19 protein-coding genes and 1 pseudogene are annotated in these 21,658 nt (G+C 67.2%); 9 read left to right on the forward strand and 11 right to left on the reverse strand.

Features of this window, described 5'->3' with window-relative positions; genetic code table 11:
* Positions 1-475: 475 nt before the first annotated feature.
* From ACIPSJ_RS27200 to ACIPSJ_RS27220, 5 genes are all read left to right on the forward strand, one after another.
* Positions 476-1,036, forward strand: coding sequence for an RNA polymerase sigma factor (locus ACIPSJ_RS27200; protein WP_401349860.1), 561 nt, complete (start codon positions 476-478; stop codon positions 1,034-1,036).
* Positions 1,026-3,053, forward strand: coding sequence for a DEAD/DEAH box helicase (locus ACIPSJ_RS27205; RefSeq protein WP_401349863.1), 2,028 nt, complete (start codon positions 1,026-1,028; stop codon positions 3,051-3,053). Before ACIPSJ_RS27200 ends, ACIPSJ_RS27205 begins: the two co-directional genes overlap by 11 nt.
* A gap of 106 nt (positions 3,054-3,159) precedes the next feature.
* Positions 3,160-4,248 (forward strand): DUF4365 domain-containing protein, encoded by a 1,089-nt coding sequence (locus ACIPSJ_RS27210; RefSeq protein ID WP_401349865.1) that lies wholly within the window; start codon positions 3,160-3,162, stop codon positions 4,246-4,248.
* A gap of 265 nt (positions 4,249-4,513) precedes the next feature.
* On the forward strand, positions 4,514-6,325 hold the full coding sequence (locus ACIPSJ_RS27215; protein ID WP_401349867.1) for a DEAD/DEAH box helicase: 1,812 nt from the start codon (positions 4,514-4,516) through the stop codon (positions 6,323-6,325).
* Positions 6,322-7,032 carry a hypothetical protein gene (locus tag ACIPSJ_RS27220; protein ID WP_401349868.1) on the forward strand — a complete coding sequence of 237 codons (711 nt, stop codon included), beginning with the start codon at positions 6,322-6,324 and terminating at the stop codon, positions 7,030-7,032. The genes ACIPSJ_RS27215 and ACIPSJ_RS27220 overlap by 4 nt, the downstream gene beginning before the upstream one ends.
* 53 nt (positions 7,033-7,085) lie before the next feature.
* On the opposite strand, the pseudogene ACIPSJ_RS27225 reads toward ACIPSJ_RS27220, so the two are convergent.
* Positions 7,086-7,982, reverse strand: a pseudogene (locus ACIPSJ_RS27225) (IS5 family transposase).
* Between the two features lie 78 nt (positions 7,983-8,060).
* Positions 8,061-8,495, reverse strand: a complete 435-nt coding sequence (locus ACIPSJ_RS27230; protein ID WP_401349870.1) for a hypothetical protein — start codon at positions 8,493-8,495, stop codon at positions 8,061-8,063.
* A 320-nt stretch (positions 8,496-8,815) separates the two neighbouring features.
* On the opposite strand from ACIPSJ_RS27230, the gene ACIPSJ_RS27235 reads away from it, so the two are divergent.
* Positions 8,816-8,995, forward strand: coding sequence for a hypothetical protein (locus tag ACIPSJ_RS27235; RefSeq protein WP_401349872.1), 180 nt, complete (start codon positions 8,816-8,818; stop codon positions 8,993-8,995).
* Between the two features lie 90 nt (positions 8,996-9,085).
* On the opposite strand, the gene ACIPSJ_RS27240 is transcribed toward ACIPSJ_RS27235, so the two are convergent.
* Positions 9,086-9,625, reverse strand: a complete 540-nt coding sequence (locus ACIPSJ_RS27240; RefSeq protein WP_401349873.1) for a hypothetical protein — start codon at positions 9,623-9,625, stop codon at positions 9,086-9,088.
* Entirely contained in the window at positions 9,622-10,419 is a 798-nt protein-coding gene (locus ACIPSJ_RS27245) for a hypothetical protein (RefSeq protein ID WP_401349875.1), read from the reverse strand. Before ACIPSJ_RS27245 ends, ACIPSJ_RS27240 begins: the two co-directional genes overlap by 4 nt.
* A 1,011-nt stretch (positions 10,420-11,430) precedes the next feature.
* On the opposite strand from ACIPSJ_RS27245, the gene ACIPSJ_RS27250 reads away from it, so the two are divergent.
* A complete protein-coding gene (locus tag ACIPSJ_RS27250; protein WP_401350128.1) occupies positions 11,431-11,697 on the forward strand; it encodes a DUF397 domain-containing protein in 267 nt (88 codons plus the stop codon).
* Between the two features lie 88 nt (positions 11,698-11,785).
* Complete coding sequence (locus ACIPSJ_RS27255) at positions 11,786-12,718, forward strand: helix-turn-helix domain-containing protein (protein WP_401349876.1); 933 nt, start codon at positions 11,786-11,788, stop codon at positions 12,716-12,718.
* A gap of 12 nt (positions 12,719-12,730) precedes the next feature.
* Here ACIPSJ_RS27255 and ACIPSJ_RS27260 read toward each other — a convergent pair whose 3' ends face one another.
* From ACIPSJ_RS27260 to ACIPSJ_RS27270, 3 genes are all read right to left on the reverse strand, one after another.
* Positions 12,731-13,546 carry an SAM-dependent methyltransferase gene (locus ACIPSJ_RS27260; protein WP_401349878.1) on the reverse strand — a complete coding sequence of 272 codons (816 nt, stop codon included), beginning with the start codon at positions 13,544-13,546 and terminating at the stop codon, positions 12,731-12,733.
* A gap of 186 nt (positions 13,547-13,732) precedes the next feature.
* A complete protein-coding gene (locus ACIPSJ_RS27265; protein WP_401349881.1) occupies positions 13,733-14,578 on the reverse strand; it encodes a hypothetical protein in 846 nt (281 codons plus the stop codon).
* A 241-nt stretch (positions 14,579-14,819) separates the two neighbouring features.
* Complete coding sequence (locus tag ACIPSJ_RS27270) at positions 14,820-15,029, reverse strand: hypothetical protein (protein ID WP_401349882.1); 210 nt, start codon at positions 15,027-15,029, stop codon at positions 14,820-14,822.
* A gap of 775 nt (positions 15,030-15,804) precedes the next feature.
* Between ACIPSJ_RS27270 and ACIPSJ_RS27275 the strand changes: the two genes are divergently transcribed.
* Positions 15,805-16,875: a hypothetical protein gene (locus ACIPSJ_RS27275; protein ID WP_401349884.1), complete on the forward strand. Its 1,071-nt coding sequence runs from the start codon at positions 15,805-15,807 to the stop codon at positions 16,873-16,875.
* 307 nt (positions 16,876-17,182) lie between these two features.
* On the opposite strand, the gene ACIPSJ_RS27280 is transcribed toward ACIPSJ_RS27275, so the two are convergent.
* From ACIPSJ_RS27280 to ACIPSJ_RS27295, 4 genes are all read right to left on the reverse strand, one after another.
* Entirely contained in the window at positions 17,183-17,833 is a 651-nt protein-coding gene (locus ACIPSJ_RS27280; protein WP_401349887.1) for a GNAT family N-acetyltransferase, read from the reverse strand.
* Between the two features lie 599 nt (positions 17,834-18,432).
* Positions 18,433-18,897, reverse strand: coding sequence for a hypothetical protein (locus ACIPSJ_RS27285; RefSeq protein ID WP_401349889.1), 465 nt, complete (start codon positions 18,895-18,897; stop codon positions 18,433-18,435).
* 31 nt (positions 18,898-18,928) lie between these two features.
* Positions 18,929-19,240, reverse strand: a complete 312-nt coding sequence (locus tag ACIPSJ_RS27290; RefSeq protein ID WP_401349891.1) for a hypothetical protein — start codon at positions 19,238-19,240, stop codon at positions 18,929-18,931.
* A gap of 404 nt (positions 19,241-19,644) precedes the next feature.
* Positions 19,645-20,829, reverse strand: a complete 1,185-nt coding sequence (locus tag ACIPSJ_RS27295; protein WP_401349894.1) for a hypothetical protein — start codon at positions 20,827-20,829, stop codon at positions 19,645-19,647.
* Positions 20,830-21,658: the final 829 nt, after the last annotated feature.

Raw genomic sequence — 21,658 nt, forward strand, 5'->3', positions numbered from 1 at the left:
TACGCCGCCATCTTCCTCGGCCTCGCCACCCGTCTCATGACCTACCGGCACGTGCAGCGCCTTTTGTCAGGGCCTCTGACACACCGGGCCCCCGCCTATCGATCCCACCGGCGTGCCGTCCCGCTCGCCCTGATCGCCGCGTGCGTGGGCAGGGTTCGCAGCGGAGGGCGGACTGTCTGCGCCTTGTCAACGAGGCTGCCGGAATTCATCGCTCATCAGGGTGATTCCTCGCGTCCGGAAATCCGCTCTGCAGCGGTCACGAGGCAGTGACAGCGGCGCCGGTTCCGGTCTAAAACCCTGCCGAGTGCGAAACGACCGGCACCTGGCGCGCTGTCTGGGACGGACGCAGGGCGTGTAACGAAATGGGCCCCGCTCTCGGCATACAGGAGAGACACGATGTCTGACGCCCTCTTCAGCCTCCAGAAGCGGCGTTGATGGCACGTCAGCCAAGTGAGGCACATGGGAGACACGGAGCGTGAATGATGGAGAGTCGTGGTTTGCCGCCTACTTCAGGCAGACGTACGACGTCTGGATCGGGTGGGCGGGCAGGGCTGGTGTGAGAGACGCCGGCGCCCGTCACGACATCGTGCAGCAGGCTTTCAAGGAACTCTGGCTGGCCTGGGACGGAGTCGACCGCAGCACCAGCTCCCTGAACGCTTTCATGTGTGTGCGAGTGAAGAGCCGCGTGATCGACCGCTGGCGGGAGAAGAAACAGCGCCCTGAGGTTTCGGCCAGTGAGTTTCTTGATGAACTCGGATCTGCAGGACACCCGTTGGGCGGCCTGTGCAGTGACCGGGACTGGGCGGCCGAGATGGACAGACGGAAGTGGTTCGGCGATCTCATCAGTTCACTGGGCGATGTGGACCGCAGCCACGTTCTGCTCGTCGCCCTGGGGGCTGCTCCGAAGGAACGGGCCGAAATTCTCGGTTTGTCACCAGGTAATGAGAGAGTCCGCTGGCACAGGCTGAAGGAACGAATCAAATGGACACAGGGGCATCCGGGACGGGAGAGCGGGAGACGACAGGATGAGCGATGAAGACAAGGAGCCGCTGGCGGATCCGGTCGGTGCCCTGCTGCACGAACTGACGCGCTGGCTCGAACAGCCTCTCGGTCCGCCCACCCCCGATCGCGTCCTGGAGAGGATTCTGCGGCGGATCACCGCAGCGCCGGCGCGCGCCGACGCCGAAGGGACGGGCGGCGGCATCTGCGCCTCGAATGTGTGGAGCCGTGAACCGCGCCACTGGCAGAGGGAAGCCTTCGACGACTTCACCAGCCGGCTTCCCGCCACCTACCACGTGGCCGCCTGTCCGGGCGGGGGAAAGACCGAGTTCGCCCTCGCAGTGGCGAAGCACCTGATCACGGAAAAGCTCATCAGTCGTGTGATCGTCGTGGTTCCCACGAAGGTGTTGTCCCAGCAGTGGATCGACCGGGCCGGCCAGTTCGGGATCGACCTGTACGCGGGCCTGCCGAGCAACCACCGGAGTGCAGAAGACCATCCGACAGCGCCCTCCGGCACGGTCATCACGTACGGTCTGCTGGCCAGTGTGGAGAAGGCGTCCACCATCCGCACCCGGGCCGTGCCGCCCAGCCGTACTCTCGCCATCTTTGACGAAGCGCACCACGCTGGCGAGAACAAGCGCTGGCGCAAGGCGGTGCAAACCGCCTTCAAGGGTACGCGTTTTCGTCTGCTGCTTACGGGTGCTGCAGACCAGGGTGAGGGGCGCATCCCCTTCGCCGCCTACCGCCCTGAGACTGACAGGGTGCCGCGGATGGTTCCCGACTTCAGCTATGACTACGGCCGCGGCGTGCGGGAACAGAGCATCCGCAACGTGGACTTCCGCTTCTATGACAGCGATGTCCGGGAAGTTCCCTTCGGGCAGGCAGCGCCTACCGGCGGCGTCACTGAGGCCGCAGCACACGACAGCACCCCGAACCTCACGAGCCGGGCCATGGACCTCAGCAGCGGCTGGCTCGCCGCCTTGATGCCGGCCGTGCACAGGGAGCTCACGGACATCCGCCGCAGCGTTCCCGACGCCGGCTGCCTGATCCTTGCCGACGGGCCCGAATCGGCCCAGGCGTGCGGCCGTCTCGTCGCAGCCATCACCGGACATCTTCCGGCAGTTGCCACCGCAGACGGTCCGGAGGCATCGGCGGTCTTCAAGAAGTTCGCCGCGAGCCGCGCACCGTACCTCGTTGCCATACCGGCTGCTTGCGAAGGGCTCGACATCCCGCGCCTGCGTGTTCTGCTCCGGCTGACCGCGGACCGGTCGGACCTCCGCTTCACTCAGAGCATCGCCCGCGTCACGCGGATCCCTGACCCCGCGCACTGCGAGCCCGCTGTGGTTTTCCTGCCGGCCCTCGATACGCTGCACGCCCTCGCCCGGGACGTCGAAGAGAGCATCACCCACCAGGTGGCGACACTTGAGCGCCTGAGCACCAGACTCCAGGCCTGCTTGCCACACGCACGCCGGACACTTTCCGGGGAGCACGCCTTCGGCCCCACGCCGTCGTGGCCAGACGAGGAGCCGAACCTCCCGTATGGGGGACGGCACGCGCAGAGTTCGGCTGCCTCTCCTGAGCCGGCCGGAGTGGATCAGCCCGGCCGGATGGCGCTGGATGACGGTGAGCCGGAACCTGCCTTGCTGGGCTCGGAGTGTGACGTCTTCATGGGTGAGCGCATTGAGGTCGGCAGTGACTTCCTGCTTTGCGCTGACGGGCAGGCGCTGACGGAGGTGGCATTGGTCCGCGAGTTCGTGGCCAGGGGGCGCCTGCGGGCCGAGCCCGGCGGCCGGATCGAGCTCACGCTCGACGAGGCCGAGCAGATGGCCAGCACGGCCGCCGAGTTCGTCCGTAGGCGATACCGGGACGATCTCGATACTGCGACACGTTCCGTCGCGCGCCGTCACCGGGCCGGAGACCTTGCCGCTGTCCGCGCAGACATCGACCGGGAAACCGGAGCCATCTCCGAATCCGCCACGATCAGTCAGATCAAGCAGGGCATCGCCCTGGCCCGCCAATGGGCTGCCTGCCCCGACGGCCCGGGGCAGCGGTGAACCACGGGCACTCAGCTGGCAAGGCGCCGAGCAGATGCTGGCCTGTCTGCGCAGGTGCCGAAGCATCTGCGCGGCCGCAGCCCGCCCATCCAGGAGGACTCACCTGGTGACCAGGATCCACCCCACCCATCTCGTCGACCGGGCCGGCGTTGCGAGAGCCTGCTACCTCGTGACCACCCGGCTGGGCTGGCTCTTCAGAGAGCAGCAGACCAGCGACGTCGGGATCGACGCGCACCTTGAAGTCGTCACCGGCGCCAGCCTTGCGGCTGGCCGCACCGGACGGGCGACCGGTTCTCTGCTCGCCGTGCAGATCAAGTCCGGCAGAAGCTGCGTCCGCGCCGCGGCACCGGGAGGGTGGTGGGTTGCCTGCGACAGCGCGCACGTCGAGTACTGGCTGCGGCACTGGCTCCCCGTCATCCTGATGCTCTTCGACCCCACGACCGAATGCGTGCACTGGCAGCACGCCAATGCCGACACGCTCGTTCCCACCGGCAAGCACTGCAAGATCTTCGTTCCCGCCCATCAGCAGATCGACGAAGCCAGCGCCGGCGTACTGGTCTGGCCCCTGCTCGCCCGCACGACCGCAGACCTGCGGCAGACCCTGGCCGATCGCCTCCCCGGCATCCGCACTGCCCCCCTGCACAGTCACGTGGTCGGCATCGAGTACTTCCCGCACCCTGCCAGAACCGGTGACATGGTCCGGGCCACGAGGAAATCTTCCCGGCCCCTGCCGCACTGGCTTGCCGGGCTGCGGCACAGCACTCCGGAAGCTGCTGCCAGCCTCCGTCCACACAGTCGCCGGCCGAACCCCGGCAAGCTGCCCGAGCAGCCCGTCACGGCACACGATCCGGTAGGACCCTCATGCGCCGCCGACGACACGACGGCCCCCGTACCCCGGCATCAGGCTGAGGCGGGCGGGCCGGGGCTGCCCGCCTGCGACCACCATCCGCGCGCCGAACACGGGCCCGCCCCGAAGTCGCCTGAGCCTGTCTACCGCGTTCTGCGCCGATACAGAGCCGAACTGTTGCTGATCGTCCTGTACATCGGGCGCCGTCGCCGAGACGACTTCGCGACTGTGTACAGGCGGATCATGCACGTAACCGGAACCACTGTGGAACGGGCGACCATCGCCCAGCTCCAAGAGGCCATCGCCTACGCCCGCGGCTGGATGGCCTCTTGGGACGTATCCGGATGACCACACTGCGGGACCCTGCCAACGCCAAGGTGGCTCTCCCGCCGCTGTCCACCTCGTCCGGTCCTTGAGGCACGGCGGCCCCGGACCCCGACTGCGCCGCCGCGAGTGCCATGCCGGCAGGAAACCGCAGGCCGATAGCTGTCACCGTACTGGGCCGATACAGATCTGCTTACAGATCGTTCTGCCTGATGAGCGTGGGCGCCCCGGGCCAGGGCCCGGTTGCCCGAAGCCGTGGTGCCGAAGACGCCGGAGAAATGGGATGGTCATGTCGGAGATCTGGGTCCGCAGCCCGCGCGAGTGGCAGCAGGCGGCGTTCGAGGAGTACACGAGCCGCCTGCCGCAGACCTACCTGGCCGCGGTGTGCCCCGGCGGAGGCAAGACCGAGTACGCCCTCGCGGTGGCGAAACACCTGATCCAGCAAGGCCTGATCAATTTTGTGATCGTGGTGTCACCAACCGAGGCGCTGACCCGGCAGTGGGCTGACAAGGCCACCCAGTTCGGCATCGCCCTCAACCCGGACATGCAGGGCGACCAGCCGCGCAACCAGTCCCGCGAATTCGTCGGCGGATCGGTGACCTACGGACTGCTGGCCGCCAAGAAGAACGCCTTCGCGTTCAGCCAGGCCATGCAGATCCGCCAAACGCTGGTCATCCTCGACGAGGCCCACCACACCGGCGAGAACAAGGCCTGGGGAGTCGCGGTGCAGACCGCGTTCGAACTGGCCCGCTACCGTCTGCTGCTCACCGGCACGCCCACCCGGTCGGACATGGACCGCATCCCGTTCGCCCGCTACCGCCAGGACGCCGACGGGGTGCGCCGGATCGTCCGAGACTACGACTACGGCACCGGCCGAGGCGTGCGCGACCAGGTCATCCGCAGCCTGGACTTCCGCTTCTACGACGCCAAGGTCAACGAACTCCCCTTCGGGGACACCGTGCCGATGAGCGCGAACATCTCCGAGGCCGTCACCCGCAGCGACCACTCCAAATTCATGGGCGTGGTCATGGATCCCGAAAGCGGCTGGTTCTCCGACCTTCTGCCCGCCGTCCACAAAGAACTGACAGCCATCCGCCGCACCGTGCCCAACGCCGGCTGCCTCATCCTCGCCAACGACAAAGACCACGTCCACGCCTACGCCCGCCTCATCAAAGAGATCACCGGCCACACACCGGCCGTTGTCATCAGCGAAAAACCCGATGCGAGCGAAACCCTCGAGGCCTTCACCGACAGCGACGAGCCCTACATCATCGCGATCCGCATGGTCTCCGAAGGCGTCGACATCCCCCGGCTACGAGTCCTCGTCTGGCTGACCAGGACCAAGACAGAACTCTTCTTCGCCCAGGGAACCGCCCGCGTCGTCCGGATCCCCGACCGGGCCGACTCCGGACCCGCCGTGGTCTTCATGCCCTCTCTCGATCCCCTGCGTGAACTCGCCCAAGGCATCGACAAGGACATCGTCCACGAGATCACCGAACTCGAACAGCAAGTCGCCGCATACGAGGCGGAACAACTGGAACTGCTCGCCCAGAACACAGACGGCAACGGCGCGCATCCCCCGCCAACGCAGAGAGGAGCGCACCCGGAAGAAGCCACCCAATGCATGGATGAATCAGGACAACTCGGTTTCTCTTCCTTCTCGGTCGAAGACGTCGAGCTGGAACGGACCTTCCTGGGCTCCGAACCCCACGCTGTGGAATACCACCACTACGCGCAATACATCATCGATGAGGACGGCATGGCCCAGACCGACGTCGCTGTCGTCCGCCGCCTCATCGCACGAGGCCGCATTCCGGCCCCTGGCCCGACCCGTGATCCGCATGAGCCGCCACAGCAGAGCCAGGCCGCAGCTCAGGCGCGGGCCCTCTTCCGGATCCGCAAGGAATACCAGGATAAGCTGCACAAAATCTGCCAATATATCGGACGCGTCCACTTTCAGGACGACTTCAAGATGGTGCGCGGCCGCGTCAACCGCGAAACCCAGGCCAATGCCGACTGGGCCACCCTCTCGCAGACCAAAGACGGCATCACCTTCGCTGCCGACTGGGCCAAATCCCTGGATGCCGGAGGCCCCCGATGAACCCCTCCGAACCCGCAGCCCCCATGGACGACCTACGCGCCCGATCCAGCGTCATCGACGCGCTCAGCTCCAGCCTCGACCGGGGAAGGAACGGACTCGCCAGCGTCCCTGGCCTGCTTCGCCAGGTCCTCGAAAACGACAAGTGGCGTCACTTCGTCACACTGCGCGGAGAAGAAGTACGCTACGACGACTTCCTGGAGTTCGTCCGCACGCCGCCGCTCAAAGGGCTCGGAGCCACCGAAGAACTCGTCAGACGCCTGGCCGCCGACGACATCACCACCCTCGTCCTGCTGGACACCGTGCTGCAACGGCTGCCGGGCCCTCCCACATCCTCCGGCGCACCGGCATCCACCCATCCTGTCCCAGACGAAGCCGACCAGGAAACCGTGCACAATGTAAACATTTTGCCCCGCCCGACCGGCAATCGCAGAGAACGTGCCCTGCGGCAGCTCAAGGAGCACCGCCCGGACCTGCTCGCCCGCGTGGAATCCGGAGACATTCCTTCCCTGCACGCGGCCATGATCGAAGCTGGCCTGAGAGACAGGACCCTCACCCTCCCCATAGGAGACCCTGAGAAAATCGCCAGAAGCCTCCGCAAGAACCTTGCCCAGGACGACCTGCAGGCCCTCATCGCCCTGCTGACCACCGACTTCCCCCGCCTGCAGCAGGAACACACCTCCGATCACACTGCCGAACCCCGCAACTGACCGGATTTCCGAGGGCTGGTATCTGTCTGACAAAACGATCAGCATTGGTGGAGTCAGAGGATCAGTGAGGCGAGACGGAGCCCGGCGCGGTAGCGGGCTGTCAGCTTGTCAAAGCGGGTGGCGACGGCCCGGAACTGCTTGAAGTCTGCCGAAGCAGTGCTCGACCACGTTGCGGGCCTTGTACTGCCCGGAATCGAAGGCTGGCGGTCGCCCGCCGGCCGATCCACGGCGCTGTCGGCCTGCGGTCTGGTCGGCCCGTTCAGGGATGACCGCTCGAATGCCACGCGGTCGTAAACCGGAGCGGATGGCCCGCGAGGAACACGCCTTGTCCGCGATCACCGTCTCGGGCCTACGCCGCGGCCGACCTGCGCGGGCGCGGGGTGCCCGCAGTGCCTCCAGCACCGTGTCGAACACTGTGGAATCGTTGATGTTGCCTGGCGTGATGACTACAGCCAGCGGCAGCCCGCGACCGTCCGCTGCGCGGTGGACCCTGGTGGCAGTCCACCCCGGGATCTGCTCAGAGCCTGGTCGGCCGCCGGAGGCACCAGATCATCCAGTTCGTCCACCGCGAGTACCCCCATTTTTGCGAGCTCTTGCAGCGTGCTGGTGGGCACGGTCGATGGTCGAGTCGACAGACACCGTCCATTGCGCCGCGCTCACTGCGTCGTCACGGACTTGGACGTATTCCAGCAACCTTGCCCAGGTGCCGTCCCGTTCCCAGCGTGCGAATCGTTCATGGGCGGTCTGTCACGGGCCGTAACGCTCGGGAAGGTCGCGCCAGGGTGCCCGGTCCGTAACCGCCACAACACACCGATCACCACCTGCCGATGATCCCGCTACGGCCGACCGCGACCATCAACACGCGACAGGAGCGGGACTATCCGCTCCCATGCCGCATCCGTCACCTCATCCCCTCCCGCCACAAGGTCGATTATCAAGCCGTCCAGCATGCTCTCCGAGACAGACGATCGGCCTTCCATCGCCGCGCAGAGCGTGACGTCCCTCCGCTCCGGCCGGCGACCTGCTCATCAGGCTGGGGTTGGATCCGCAGGGAAGAACGAGAACGCGCTCGACGGCTCTCCGAGGTGAACAGTCCGGGCGTAGGGGGTGAATACAGGAACGGGCGCATCAGTCTTCATCTGCCAGCCGCTGGCGTAGCGGCAGTCCGCCGACGAGGACCTCAGAAGCTCAACGTACTCACCGAACGAAGCGCCCTCGAACCGTCCGCCCAAAGACACTGTCTTGCTCTCATGGTCGAAGACCGGGACGGGAGTATCGACTGGCATCCCCCACGCGCTGGCGTGCGTGTTCGTCTCCCCGCAATCGATCATGTAGTCCACCCAGCGGGCGAAAGTCAGTGCTTGACCGGCCAACATCGTCTCCCCTCCACGGACCTTGTACTGGTAGGCCGTGTTGTCACGCCACCCACCGGACCTCACATCCTTCCCGAAGACCCCCTTCAAGCGCAGTAATTTGTCAGACAGGCCCTAGCCCATTCCTGGTGCGGGGCCGCGCAGCGGTGGAGTTCTCTGCGTTTGCATCCGCCGGTTTCCGCGGCTGCCGCGCGTACCGTGGCGGACAGCTCCTTCACGGCCTGGGCGATCGAGGATGCTGGCAGTCTCCCGTACCCGAGGAGCAGCGCCGGGCCTGCCGGTACACCGGATGCCGTGCCGAATTCACCGAAGGGGCTCACCGCACACCGCAGACAGTCACCGATCAGACTGTCCTGCTCATTCCGAGAATCGCGGAAGAAGTGGCTGCGCACGCACCTGGAGCCACCTGGGTGCAGACCGCGCGTCTGCTCGACGCCTGGTTCAGAGACATGGCTCCGGACGCCAAACAGGCCGTCATCGACCGTCTATACACGGTGGTTGCGGAATTCGGAGGCGAGTACTTGGCCCAGCAGGGCAAGCAGGCCCACCGGGCGGGGAGCGAAGGCGACAGCGGCGGACGCCGAACCTGACACGACCGCACGCGCTGCGTTGGCGGCTCCGGAAGCTGACGAGCGGCTTGCCGTGGTAGCGGGCTTTGGGCGGTGAACTGGTCCATCCGGTTAGGTGAGGCGCCTGCTGTGAAGGACGTAGTCGCCTGACTGGTCGCGGCCCCGTGGCAGAAGGCCGTAACTGCGCAGGCATGCGCAGGAGGATGCGTTGCGTGGATCCACCAGGGCATTCAGTACGATCCGGACTCCTTGCGCGTGGCGGGAAACGGCGTCCTCCACTGCGGCGTCCAGTACCGCGTGCGAGGCGCGTCTTCCGTCGGAGAGCTGTTTGCCCTGATGAGGGAGTGCCACGGCATAGGCGACGATGGCACGGTCGCGGACGCCGTGAGGATCGTCGGAGACCGTCAGCGCGTGCACCACAGCCCCGACCAACTCGGGGCCGTCTTCGATGAGCAGCAGCCGCTGGTCGCGGGCGGGTGGGTTGCGCAGGCAGTAACCCAGAGCGTTCTGGCGTAGATAGCCCTGTACCTCATGCGCCCAGGGCTGCGAGCAATCTGACCTGTGCGGTTGGTCAGTGCCGGGACAGCACGTGAACTGCTGTAAGCGCTGCCGGTCTTGGCGGGCGGCCGGGCGCCATCTGACATCGCTCACCCCAGCACTCGCTTCACCAGCGGTTCTTCCTCTTCCAACGTGGCCAGAAGAGCCCTGCGCGCGGCGGGAGACTGGGCGCGGCGTACGGCTCGTGCCTCCAGCGGATGCAGTTCCTCTGCAGGTTGTTCGGCCTGCTCGGCGTGCCCCATATCGAGGCCGGCCTGCAGGCGCAGCACCGCATTGCCATTGGGTAGAAGCTCACGGAACAGCACGGCCGGATCGCCCACCGAAAGGCCGGCGGAGCGGACCATCTGCCAGGGAACGTCATACCGGCCGGTGCCCATGGTCGCGACGAAGCGGACCCACCGGCCGGTTCTGGCCTCCAGGACGCCGGGCACGGTGTCCTCGTCGGGCACCGGTGGCAGCTGCGTGCGCGCTGCTGCCACCGCCTCGCTGAACAGGGCCAACACGCGCCAGGCCTCGCGGCGGCGCGGCTCGGTGGGGCGGATGAGTTCGGCGATCTGCACTCTGTGCTCGGCCAGCAGGCCTTCCAGGCTCGTCTCCAGGCTGCTGGCCGCTGTGCGGTACTGCTCGGCCCAGTCGGTCAGCCCCCGTCGCCACAGCACCGCAGCATCCAGGTTCAGCTCGCAGAACAGGGACAACTTCCCGCTGAAACGTCCCTCGGCCGTTTTGACCGGTCCCTGCACTCCGTCCGACAGGACGGCACTGCGGCGCAGCGTGCGCAGACGGGCCTCCGACGGGTCATCCGTCGGAGTGTAGGCACTCAGGACGTCCTGCCATTCCACGACAGGCCAGGGCCGGACCGTCGGCGGACCGGCATGCTCAGCCGCCATCCCTGCTCCCATCCGTCGAAACGACGCTTCCGCATAAAAAGAGTAAGGCGATCACAGGCCTGGGGCAACATGCCTGCCCGCTGTCGATCACCGCGAGCCCATCCTGAAGCCTGAGGTGAGCGGTCCGTGCAGGTCTTTACCTGGATGGAGGTCGGTGGGATCGCGAGCGGGCGGCCCCTGTGTCGAGCTTCACACACGGGCGCTGGCCCCGGACGCCCCTTGCCGACGGCGGCCAGCAGAGGGTTCATCGACAGAAAGGCGCCTCGCCGCGGCTTCGCTCCCTGGCTGTGGGAGCGGCGGCCAGCGGCGTCAGGCCACCACTGCTGCCCATCGTGGGAGGAACTTCTCGACACCGCTCCTCTACTCCAGCCTTCTCGAGAGCGCCCTGCACCCTCGGCTCATACGAGGAGGGGGAACCTGTCGAACATGCACAGCGCGGTCTTCCACTTGTCCTGCGTGCGATCAGCCGCCGGTGGGATGCAGGACTCCAGTACGTCGGCCTGCTCCGCTGCTGGCTCCCTTGCGGTGAAACTGCAGGCCAGCCCGATTGTCAGTGGTCGCCAGTAGCGTTTTCCGCATGGCTTACGCCTTCGATCGCTACCCGTCCGAGATGCCCGCCTTCTCTGCTGCCGCCCTTGCGGACTGGCAGTCCCTTACGCGCTTGATGCGTCGCCTTGGTTGGGAACGGGCAAGATAGCCGCCATTCACCGAGCGAACAGAAAAGCGATTATCGGGTCGGAGTTGGTCCCCTAGTTCCCGCCCCCCTCCGGGGCAGCTCGGCGTTGTGGCAGCCGAACTGCCAACCCGCCCTGCCCACCTGTGTGTTCGATCCTTCTGTCAAGGATGCGATCGCGTGGATCGTGCCCCTTGTGGGTGACACCGCAGTACCGGTTGGGGCGGCTACGATCCTTCCAACCCACCCCCATGCAATTGCATATGGGATCCCGTTTCCCGTTGTGAGCAATGCAGTGGTCCGTGTGCGGGAGCCCAGAGGGGACTCGCTCGGTGGGCATGCATCGAGCGAGAGCGAGGGTGGCAACAGTGGAATACCGCAACGGAATTCAGGCCAGTCAGATCCAGGGCGCCGTGTGGGTGAGGAGTTCCCACAGCGGTGCCACCGGGGGCAACTGTGTTGAAGTGACGGCTCTGCCTGGCGGGGGAGCGGCCGTGCGCAACTCCCGTGATCCGCAGGGCCCGGCGCTGGTGTACACAAGCGAGGAAGTTGCGGCGTTCGTGGCGGGCGCCAAGGACGGCGAGTTCGATCAGCTGGCCGGCTGAGTGAGGTGACGGCATACGTCGGACATGCAGAGTCGGAGTCTGCGAAACTGACGCCGGTCCAGGGCCGGTTTCGCAGGGGGGCTTGTGCATGTCCGACGGTTCCGCGGCGCGGGAGGAGACCGTTGCGCCGGTCACGGAGGTCGGGGGGCAGGCCCCCAGGCCCGAGATCGCGGCCCGCCTGCTGGGCGAGGCACTGCGGCAGGCCCGAAAGGAACGCCATCTGGCGCTGAGGGACGTCGTGCCGGTGATTCGCGGCTCGGTATCCAAGCTCAGCCGTCTGGAACGCGGCGAGAGCCCGCCCAAGGACCGTGACGTTCATGACCTGGTGGCCTTCTATCAGCTGTCGGGCGAGCGTGTTCACGAGATCGAGGGCCTGCTGCAGCAGGCCAAGGACAACGCCTGGTGGCGGCAGTACGGGGACGTCACCCCCAACTGGCTCAAACGCCTGATCGGCCTGGAAGCCGGCGCAACCCGCATCTCCTGCTACGAGAACCACGTCATCCCGGGCCTTCTGCAGACCGCCGACTACACCCGTGCCCTGCTGTCCAATGGGATGCCCGGCGCCGGCCCGGAGGAGATCCAGCGCCGGGTGAGGCTGCGTTTGGACCGTCAGCGTATTCTCCGGGACTCTCACCGGCCCGACGTCATCGCGATGCTCGACGAGGGCATCCTGCTGCGGCCGGTCGGCGGCGCCGCGGTGATGAGCAGGCAGCTCACCCACCTCCTGGACCTCTCGCTCCAGGAGGGCATCAACATCCGCATCGTGCCCTTCGAGCGCAGCGCCAGCGCCGCCCCGAGCTATCCGATCACCCATCTCACGTTCGGGGACGGCGGGCCCTCGGAACTCGTCTACGTGGAACTCATCGACAGCGCCATGTACCTGGCCCGGGCAGCCGAGGTTGAGCAGTACCGGCAGGTACTGCTCAACCTCATGAACGCCTCGGAGCGGATGAGGGAGAGCCGAATGCTGCTGAAAGAGGCACGCGACCGCTACGAGGCCCAGGCGGCGGCCGGCCGGTGAGACCGGGAGCTGTCACAGGCGGGCGACTCCGCCCCACTCGACCCATTCCTCGTCGCGGGGACGGGCCACGACCTCACTGTCCGGCCGCCAGTCGACGACATTGACCAGTCCTGGCTCGAGGATCTCCCAGTCTCCAAAGAAGGACCGCACTTCGGCTTCCTCCCGGACCCGGCCCCAGGTGCCGTGGGTGGCCACACGCATCAGCTCTGTCACCTGGTCCCGCACGTCCCGGTTTCTGCTGACGAGCTGACAGACCACCAGGAAACTGCCGGGCGCCAGCCGCTGCGCCACACGCCGCACGAGCTGCGCGGGACGGTCCGCGTCGGGCAGGCAGTGCAGCACGGAAACGAAGAGTGCCGCAACCGGCTGGCCGAAGTCGATGAGGCCGCACACTTCGGGATGCCCGAAGATCGCTTCCGTCTCCCGCATATCGGCGTTGAGGACAAGGGTGTTGTCGTTCTCCTCCAGAGCGGCCCGGCCGTGGGCGAGCACGCTCGGGTCGTTGTCGACATACACGACCCGGGCCTGGGGGTCGATGCGCTGTGCGATCTGGTGCACGTTGTCCTGGGTCGGCAGCCCGGAACCGTGATCGATGAACTGACGGATCCCGTACGTCTCGGCCAGGATCCGCACCACCCGCTGCAGAAAGGCGCGGTTGTTCCGGGCAAGGAGCTTGCTGCTGGGTGCGATTTCCAGAAGTTTCTCGCACTCCTGCCGGTCGGCGGCGTAGTTTTCCACTCCGCCCAGCAGCCAGTCGTACATACGCGCAACGCTTGGCGTGCTCACGTCAATCTCGTTTTCTTCTTGCCTGCCCCTTGCCCGCGTCACAATGCCCCCAAGGTCGTCTCCGCTGAACAGCCCATGCTAGAGGGGCAGTTCACCCCATCCAAGCCATCGACGGAAAGCTGCGCCCCGGGTACAGAAAATCCACCGGAACGAGGGAGAAAAGGCGCCGGTGCGCCTCCGGCGCACCGGCAGCTGGGGCGTCTCGCGACGGGTACGGCCGGGTGGTCTCTACGGACCGTCCTGGGCTGCGACACGGCAGTGCTCGCAGCCCAGCTGCCGGGACGAGTCCGTGCCGTGCAGGCCGACGGCCGCCTGGAGGACCGCTTGCCATAACGGTTCGGCGTCCTCGACCCGCCCGCCCAGCGCGCGGACCAGGCGCGCTGTCGTATTCCACGGCGGGGTGTGGCGGCCCTCCAGCACCTCTGTCAGGCACTCGGGTGGCAACAGCGCCTGCTTGCTGAGCCTGCGCATGGTGGGGGAGCCGGCGGCCAGATGCAGGCCGCGCAGTGCGGCCGCCAGGTAGCCGGCCGCACCCTGTGCGGGCAGACGGGGAGGGTGCACACTGCCCAGGGCGCTCTCCCACAGCACCCGCAGATCTTCCGGGCGTCCGTCGAACACGCAGGCCAGTGTGTACAGCTCGGGCCAGGACGGAACGCACACGCCCTCGAGAACCTGCAGGACGTACGGCATCTGGAGACCGGCCCGCTCGGCTGCCTCGTCGACCGACACGCCCGAACCTATCTGCAGGTAGGCCAGCGCGTCCGCCAGGTGCTGCTGCATCGCGCGGGGACGCTCAGCTGCCTGCAGTGAGGGGAACAGCACCCGTAGCGCCGGCGTGTCCCAGCGGGCACCAGCCTGAGCCGCGGTCAGGCGGGCGGCTGCCGCGACGTCTTCCCAGCCCGCTCCCGCCTGCCGGGCCTCGTGCACCGCAGACGCTGTATACCGGTCCATCTGCCGCAAAATGCCATCGGTCAGGGCCAGGCGGGTCCCCAGGGGCAGCTGCATCTGCTCGGCGACCAGGAGCCGTCCGGCCAGAGCGGCCAGGTCGCGGGCCATCCGGATCCCGCTGGGCACTGCGACGGGTAAGCCCCGCTGGGCATTCCGCTCGCGCTGGGCCTTCCTGCGGCACGCGTCGTCGCAGTAGTCACGCCGCCGTCCGCGTCCCTCGTGCGGGCGTAACGGCTGACCGCAGAAGCCGCACTCCTTGCGTTGAACTGCCGTGTGCACCTTGGCTTTCCGCCTCTCCGTCATTGGGAAACCGACCCCCTCCCGGGGTGTCTGCCGGCTGAGGGCCGCAGACACCCCGGGAGCCGTCCTAACGCCGAAGGCGCAGGTACCTGACAGAGGACCGGGATGCCAGAGCGGCGGCCGCGAGCAGCACGGTGACCCTGTCGGTGGCCATCGGCCACACGATGACGATCACCACGATGACGATGCTCAGACGCAGCCGCACGTCCAGGGTGTCTAGGCAGGCTTTTTGTGGAACACGGAAGCGCGAAATGGTATTTTCGCGAGTCGGGGGCATGCACTGCATCCCCCCGGAGAGCCGGGCAGTCATAGGGTTAGCGCCTTTCTTTTCTGACCTGTCCGCGCGAGGGCCCCGGATGGTGTGGATCAGACACCGCCGGGGCCCGCCCCTGTTCAGGGCGCGACTATTTTCCGGGAATGGAAGGTACTCCTTCGCCCGGGTCTGCGTCACGTTAACCGAGAGATCCGGTGATGTGTTGTGACGCAAAAATGTGAAGTCAACTCCCGCACCGTCCAGGCGTCTTTGTGGTTCCAGAGATAAGTTGTCTGATCTCTCGGCAAACATGGCAACGAACGGTCCTGAAGCGCATGATGCGCTCAAAATAAGGTTTCAGGTGATCACGGCTGGACGCGGTAGCGGCCCGATGACCCACACCCGACGTCACCAAGTGTCTGATTCCTTCACGCTTTCGGGTGTCGCGACATTGAACGGAAGACGGTAATCCATTCATCTGCACGTGCAGATGCAAAAAATGGAGGCCCTCTGACACGGCTCCACCACGCCACGCGGACTCGTTGCCCGAGGTAGCCCCCCGCCCGGGACCGCAGGGAGCCGGGCCCGGCATCGACCTGAAGCCCCCACGCAAAACAAGAGTGCCGAGCCCCCGATCTGATGCAGTTCGGCCGATCTTGCTCAGCAGCAAGCCCGGAGCGGTCACAATGAAGCCAAGCCGCAAGGACAGGCACAGCGGCAGGCTCCTGCCGCACGCCATCGCGAGCCGGGGGAGTGCATGGCACCACGCAGAATCACAGAGGCCCAAGCTGTCAGGGCGATGCTCCAACGGGGCGCGCAACCCCTTGAGGCCTTCCCCGGAACCCAGCAACCCTGGCGCTGCCGCTGCCTGCGCTGCGGACAGATCAACTCACCGCGCTACAACGATGTCGTCAACAAGGGCAGCGGCCCCTGCCGCGGCGCCTGCCGCTCACGCAAGATCGCCAGCAGCCTCATGCACGACGGCATCAAGGCCACGGCCACCATGGAACAGCACGGCTGGCTGCCCCTGGAACCCTACCCCGGAGCCGGCAAGGCCTGGCAGTGCCGGTGCGCCCAGTGTGCTGTGGTCAAGACCAAACGGCTCACCCATGTCCGCAACGGGCGGGCACGGTGCACCCACTGCACGGGCCGCGTCACCGAAGCTGCCGCAGCCACCACCATCATGACCGCATCCGGCCTGGTTCCCCTCACACCTTATCCCGGCCTTGAACTCAGACCCTGGCTCGCCAGATGCCTGCGCTGCGGCCACCTCGGCACTCCCACCCTGTCTTCAGTCCGCCTGCGCGGACACCAGTGCTGGGCCTGCCACGCCACCGCCTTCCCCGCCCAGAGAGTTCTCGACGAACAACAGGCCGTCGCCTGCATGCTCACCCACGGCCTCCATCCCCTCGACCCCTACCCAGGACGAACGGACACGCCCTGGGCATCGCAGTGCACCACCTGCGACAGCTTCTCGGCTCCCGTTCCCCGGACGCTGCCAGGCCACCATCGCGGCTGCCCCGTGTGTGCGCGACAGGACATCAGCCCCAGCGAGCCTGGAGACCTCTATCTCGTCCTTCACGACGGCCTTCACGCCCTGGGATGGGGAGTAACCCAGGCAGGTCGGCGCCGTCTCCACCCCACGCGGCGCGCATGGCAGATCCTGGCACGCTGGCGCTTTGCCGCAGCACAGGACGCCTGGGCATTCAGCCGACACATCAAACAACAGATACGAGGCAACGGCTGGCCCCCGGCTGCACAGGCCGAAGAGGAGGCCGACCCGACGTGGGCACAAACCGCCTCTCTCAAGCACGTCTCCTGCGCCCAGGCTGTCCGGATCATCGAGGAGATCGTGGGCCCCGCCTGCTGACAGGCTGCCAGTCCGTAAGTGGCTCAGTGCGCGTTCCGGCGGACACAGCCGCGACGCCGCCCTGCCCGTGGAAAATGCCTCCTACGTCCAGACCGACACCAACCCGAACGGCAGCGGCCGGGTGAACATCACCATCACCACCCGGCTGATGCCCGATGATGCGAGGACAGTGCCGTAGGTGCGCAGGCCTGACCAGGCGATGCGGAGCGGCCGGGCGGCGAGGTTGTGCTCCGGCCCGGCGAGGACCGTCGGCCTGTCGGGAAGGCGCCCCGTCTACCGTTCGCGCAGCACGTCGGCGACGGCCAGCTCAGACATCGCGTTCCGCGAGGAGCATGGAGAGGCCACGCTCCAGGCGGCGGCGCAGCACGGCGCCCGGTTGCAGGGTTTTCACGGCGAGTTGGTAGCCGTCCGATCCGTCGTCGCAGGATTCGAACCCCGACCGGGTACGGAAGATGACCGGTTCGGCCTGGGCGGCGATGGTGTAGCCGCGCTTGCGGTACCAGCGCATGGTGGCGAAGGCACCGATCTTGACCTTGGCGAAGGCCAGATGGCTGCCAGCGTTGCGGGCGGTCTCCTCGGCCGCGGCGAGCAGCGCGGTGCCGATGCCGCGGCCGCGGTGGGGCTCGGCGACGGCCAGCAGCTCGATCTCGACGAGCGACTGGACGAGGCCGGCCCGCTGCGTGGGCGGATGGTCCCGGATCCACCGGATGGGAGGCGTCATGTACACCATCCCGGCCACGGTGTTCTCGACCCGTGCGACCAGACAGCGGCCGTGTCCGTAGGGGAGTGGGACCTGCCCGCCGGACGTGTCGATGGCCTGGGCCAGGGCTGGCGGGGCCGTGCCGGGAGCGGGCGTCAGGCCATCGACAGCGAGGGCACCCAGTTCCACTGCTGCGGTCCCGTCTCCCGGGGCTGCGAGCGCGATCGTGATGGTGCTGCTGCCGGGCACGTCGGTCATGAGGGCCACTCTACGAGCCTTCCCTCTCTACGGGGCTTCGGGCCCGGGGATTCGGTTCGGCCTTGTTCGGCGGCGAGTAACCGCGCTGACGCGGTCGGACCACGTGGCACCCGTGCGGATAGTGCGGCCTCCTGGCTGGCAACTTCGCTGAACCGGCCGGTCGGCTGTACCTGCTGTCCACCGGGTCGTGAACCGGTGGTATGGCAGTCCGGCGGCAGCACGGGTGTGAACGGTTGCGCAGTTCCCCATAGTTGTGGTCGCGTTATTCCCCAGCCCCAGGGATGGATTCGCAGGCAGCGGCTTCGGACGTCAGGCCGATCGGTGTCCAGAAGCCGGTGCCGGTCATCCCGAACACCTCCGGGGAGGCGTTGCCCTCGACGAGCCAGCGAACCTCGGGGGTGACCGCGTCGCACCGGTGGTGGGTCTCCGTGTGTCGGCGGGGCAGGCTGCAGCGGATCGTAGAGCCGGGCAGGACGCGGGGGGGGGGGGGGCTTTGTCGCCCCACTGGCTGTTGGCGTTCGTAGTGAGCTGCATCGGGATCTCCATTTTGATCAAGCAGGGCGGGCGGAGTCCGGTGGGGGGCCTCGGCCGTTCGAGTTTTAGCTGCGAGGTTCGGTCCTGACGAGGCGGACCGCCTGCCCGTCGAGGATGAGGTCGTCCGGGGACGCGGCTGGATCGTCGCTGTCGCGCGTGGGTGCCAGCGTGATCTGGAAGTCGTGCAGCGCGGCCCGGATGCGCTGGGGCAGGGAGTCGAAGTCGGTGACCTCGCTCGGGTCGGCCGAGATGCAGAGCCGTGCTTCGCGTGGGGCGTCGACTCCGGTGACGGTGACTTCCGTGACGCCGTCCAGGCCAGCCTCGGCCAGGGCTTTTCGGGCGGAGTCGTGCAAGGCGACGGCCGCGAGGAACTGCAGGACCTGGTCGCGTCCGAAGGCGGGCGCGACGGTGCGGGCGATCTCCTTGGCGGAAGTTCCCTCCCGCCAGGCTCCAGCGATCGCGTCGACCAGAAGGCGCCGTTCGCCGAGGAAGTTGTCGCGGATCGGTCCAAGACTTGTGGTGATGTCCATACCCCTATCGTGTGGCCTGAATTCAGGTCGGTCAATACTCAGGTCGGACTGAATTCAGGCCGAAGCTGACCGGTGTAACTGTGTCGCCGACGGTCCTGGGGTGCTTGTTCGGCCGGTAGCCGGGTCCGTTCATGGCCTGGTGGCTAGTGTTGATCAGCCGGTCGAGCGGGGATTCGGAGTCGGCGGAGTCGGGGAACGGGGGATACCAGTTCGACGGTCTCTGGTTGCTGATGACGATCAGCGAGCGTCCCTGGCGCTCGGAGACGAGTTCGTACAGGTTGTCGGCCTGTGTCGCGGTCGGCTGGCGCGTCGCGAAGACGCCGGGGTGGATGAACTCGCGCATGCGCTTGTCCCAGGTGCGGTCCGCGTGGCCGCCGGCGAGCTCCGCCAGGATCCGGCTGGTCTTGGCGAAACCGACGTAGGCCCCTGCTGGACGGCGAGGCGGCCGAGGCCTGGGCGCCTACTCCGACGGGACCGAATGAGGATGACTGACTCGCCAGCACGGAGACAGCGCAGGGCGGCAAGGTCACAGATCTGAGCCGCGGGCAGCTTCGGGCAAGCGGTGAAATCGAACTCCTCCAGGGCGACCTGCTGCTCGAACTTCGCGCGGCGGAGACGTCGTTGGAAGGCGGCTGCCCGAGCTCCCCGCCGTGGACCTAGGCCAGGCAGGCGTTCAGTGCAGCTCTGACCCTGACGGCAGGCAACGAGAGCGTCGGACCCACGCCCCCCGCGTTGAGGTACCGGTGATCACGGCGAGTCCGGATCCAGGACCGCACGGGCTCCAGGCAGCAACCAGATCCCCGGAGGCACCACGGACGCAGTCGGTGCCGATGCGTAAACGGTCGGTTGTGCCGTCGTGCGAGGGCGCGGTGGCGTCAGCGGCAGATCGGGCCCGCGTCCGTGAGGCGAGAGCCCTGCCTGTCTCTGCCGACTGCTGCTGTCTGTCGTGCGTCTGCTCGGCGGGGCGTCCTGCCGCGGTGAAAGCGCGTGCCGCTTGGAGGGGTTGCCCTTGGAGGCAGCCCGATGACGCCAATACCGTGCGCCGGGCCGCACGGTCGGCACGGCGGCGTCGTGGATTTCCACCCAGCCCTTTTGCCGGAGAGCACTGACCATTATCTGCAGTTCTCGACTGCCGAAGAACCGGTACGAGGACTGCCGGTTGTGGAAGGCCAGGAAGCCGTCCAGCGACGGTGGATGACCATGCCGGCGCCCGAAGGCGTGAACCCAGGACGCCAGGGCGAACTCGCTACCCTCCGCAAGGGAGACAGAGCATTCTGCGGCAGGAGGGTCGCAGCCGGGCACGAGCAGCCGTGCAGTCTCGCTCAGGCGATAGGTGGCGGGTCGGTTCCAGCCGCTGTTCATATGCAATGCATCCACCCAGCCTGCCGCCTGCAACGAGCCGAGCGTCTCGGCGCCGGCCTCAGGAGGGCCAAGAGCACACAGTCGGGCAAGTGACCGCAGTCCGGCCTGCCCACGGCCGCGCAACAGGGAACACTCGGTGAGATACAAGGCGGCGAGCCGGACCCCGGCAGGCTGGCCGTCGAGCAGTTCATGCTGGACCAGCCGGCTTACCCACATGTGCAGCACAAATCGTTCGAGTACGGTCCCTGGCATGCCAGCCCCGCTCTGCTCGGTGCCGGCCACCGCCCACACCGGCTCCCGGGCACCATGAGAGGAACGCGACGGGGCATCGGCGCGGCGCAGCAGACCGCTGCTCGCCAGATCGCTCACTGCGGCCTCGGCCGCAGCTGCATCCGAGAAGAGGAAGTCCCCACCAGTGAGCCGGAATCCGCGCTGACCGTGCGGGTGCAGTACAGCCAGGAGCGCCAGCAGCCGGGCCTCGGCGGTTCGCCCGGCGGCCGTGTCGCTCAAACGCCGCAGTACCGGCTCAAGCCGACCGGCAAGGACCGATCCCGCCTCGGCCGCAGACACCTCGCCGGTCTCCGGGGCAGTCACTCTCGCAAGAAGTGCCGGTGCCTCCTGCACGCACACGGCACAGCCGCGTCCTGGCCCCACGGCCTCCGGCGCCCTCTCCACGACCTGCGGACTGCTGTATTTGAGGATCTGCGCGAACGGGACCACGTCCGCGCACGCCAAGCACATCTCCGCCACGGTCCACACCCGGCCCGCGAGTCCGGGCACCATCACGAGGACGGCGGAGCCGGCGCAGACGGCAGATCGGGAATGCCAGACACACCCCGCACCACGGCACCGGCAGGAGGCGTCGGCGACAACCTCCAACTCTGCGGCATGCAGGCGGATATGGCGCAAGGCCGCCCTGCGGGCAAGGGCAGGATCACGGTGACGTTGTGCCGCCCGCGCACGCGGCTGGCACGCCGGCACCGAACAGTCGACGACGCACACGCCTGCCGCCGGGCGACCGTAGGGGACCAGCCGCACCGTCCAGCACCGGCCCTGCCCAGAACGCCTCACTGTCACCCTCCTCACCTTCGTCCGGATCCACGACATCCGCGGTGCACCGGCACCACGGACTGTAGATCGCGCGCCACGCCGGTCCAGGGCACCCGCCACGGCACGCAAGCAGACGGGTGACGCGGTCGAACACCTCATCGGAACGGGCGTGCACGTTCGTGCACGCCTCGGCTGTAAGGGGCAATGTGCCGCGCTCCGCATCCACTTGCAGAGGTGCCTGCCGGTACGGCACCCCTCACTCGGCGCTCTGGACGAAACTGCTGGGGCTATGCCGAGGCCGCGGCAGGCACTCGGCACCTGATGTTCGCGAACCCGGCTGCCAGAAGTC

The sequence above is a fragment of the Streptomyces sp. NPDC090088 genome (assembly GCF_044747345.1).
GTDB lineage: Bacteria > Actinomycetota > Actinomycetes > Streptomycetales > Streptomycetaceae > Streptomyces.

Coding starts and splice junctions, on each gene's coding strand:
- ACIPSJ_RS27255 (WP_401349876.1), top strand. CDS start 11,786: ATGTCCGACGGTTCCGCGGCGCGGGAGGAGACCGTTGCGCCGGTCACG.
- ACIPSJ_RS27285 (WP_401349889.1), bottom strand. CDS start 18,897: ATGGACATCACCACAAGTCTTGGACCGATCCGCGACAACTTCCTCGGC.
- ACIPSJ_RS27280 (WP_401349887.1), bottom strand. CDS start 17,833: ATGACCGACGTGCCCGGCAGCAGCACCATCACGATCGCGCTCGCAGCC.
- ACIPSJ_RS27245 (WP_401349875.1), bottom strand. CDS start 10,419: ATGGCGGCTGAGCATGCCGGTCCGCCGACGGTCCGGCCCTGGCCTGTC.
- ACIPSJ_RS27270 (WP_401349882.1), bottom strand. CDS start 15,029: ATGCCCCCGACTCGCGAAAATACCATTTCGCGCTTCCGTGTTCCACAA.
- ACIPSJ_RS27215 (WP_401349867.1), top strand. CDS start 4,514: ATGTCGGAGATCTGGGTCCGCAGCCCGCGCGAGTGGCAGCAGGCGGCG.
- ACIPSJ_RS27275 (WP_401349884.1), top strand. CDS start 15,805: ATGCTCCAACGGGGCGCGCAACCCCTTGAGGCCTTCCCCGGAACCCAG.
- ACIPSJ_RS27220 (WP_401349868.1), top strand. CDS start 6,322: ATGAACCCCTCCGAACCCGCAGCCCCCATGGACGACCTACGCGCCCGA.
- ACIPSJ_RS27290 (WP_401349891.1), bottom strand. CDS start 19,240: ATGCGCGAGTTCATCCACCCCGGCGTCTTCGCGACGCGCCAGCCGACC.
- ACIPSJ_RS27250 (WP_401350128.1), top strand. CDS start 11,431: ATGCATCGAGCGAGAGCGAGGGTGGCAACAGTGGAATACCGCAACGGA.
- ACIPSJ_RS27205 (WP_401349863.1), top strand. CDS start 1,026: ATGAGCGATGAAGACAAGGAGCCGCTGGCGGATCCGGTCGGTGCCCTG.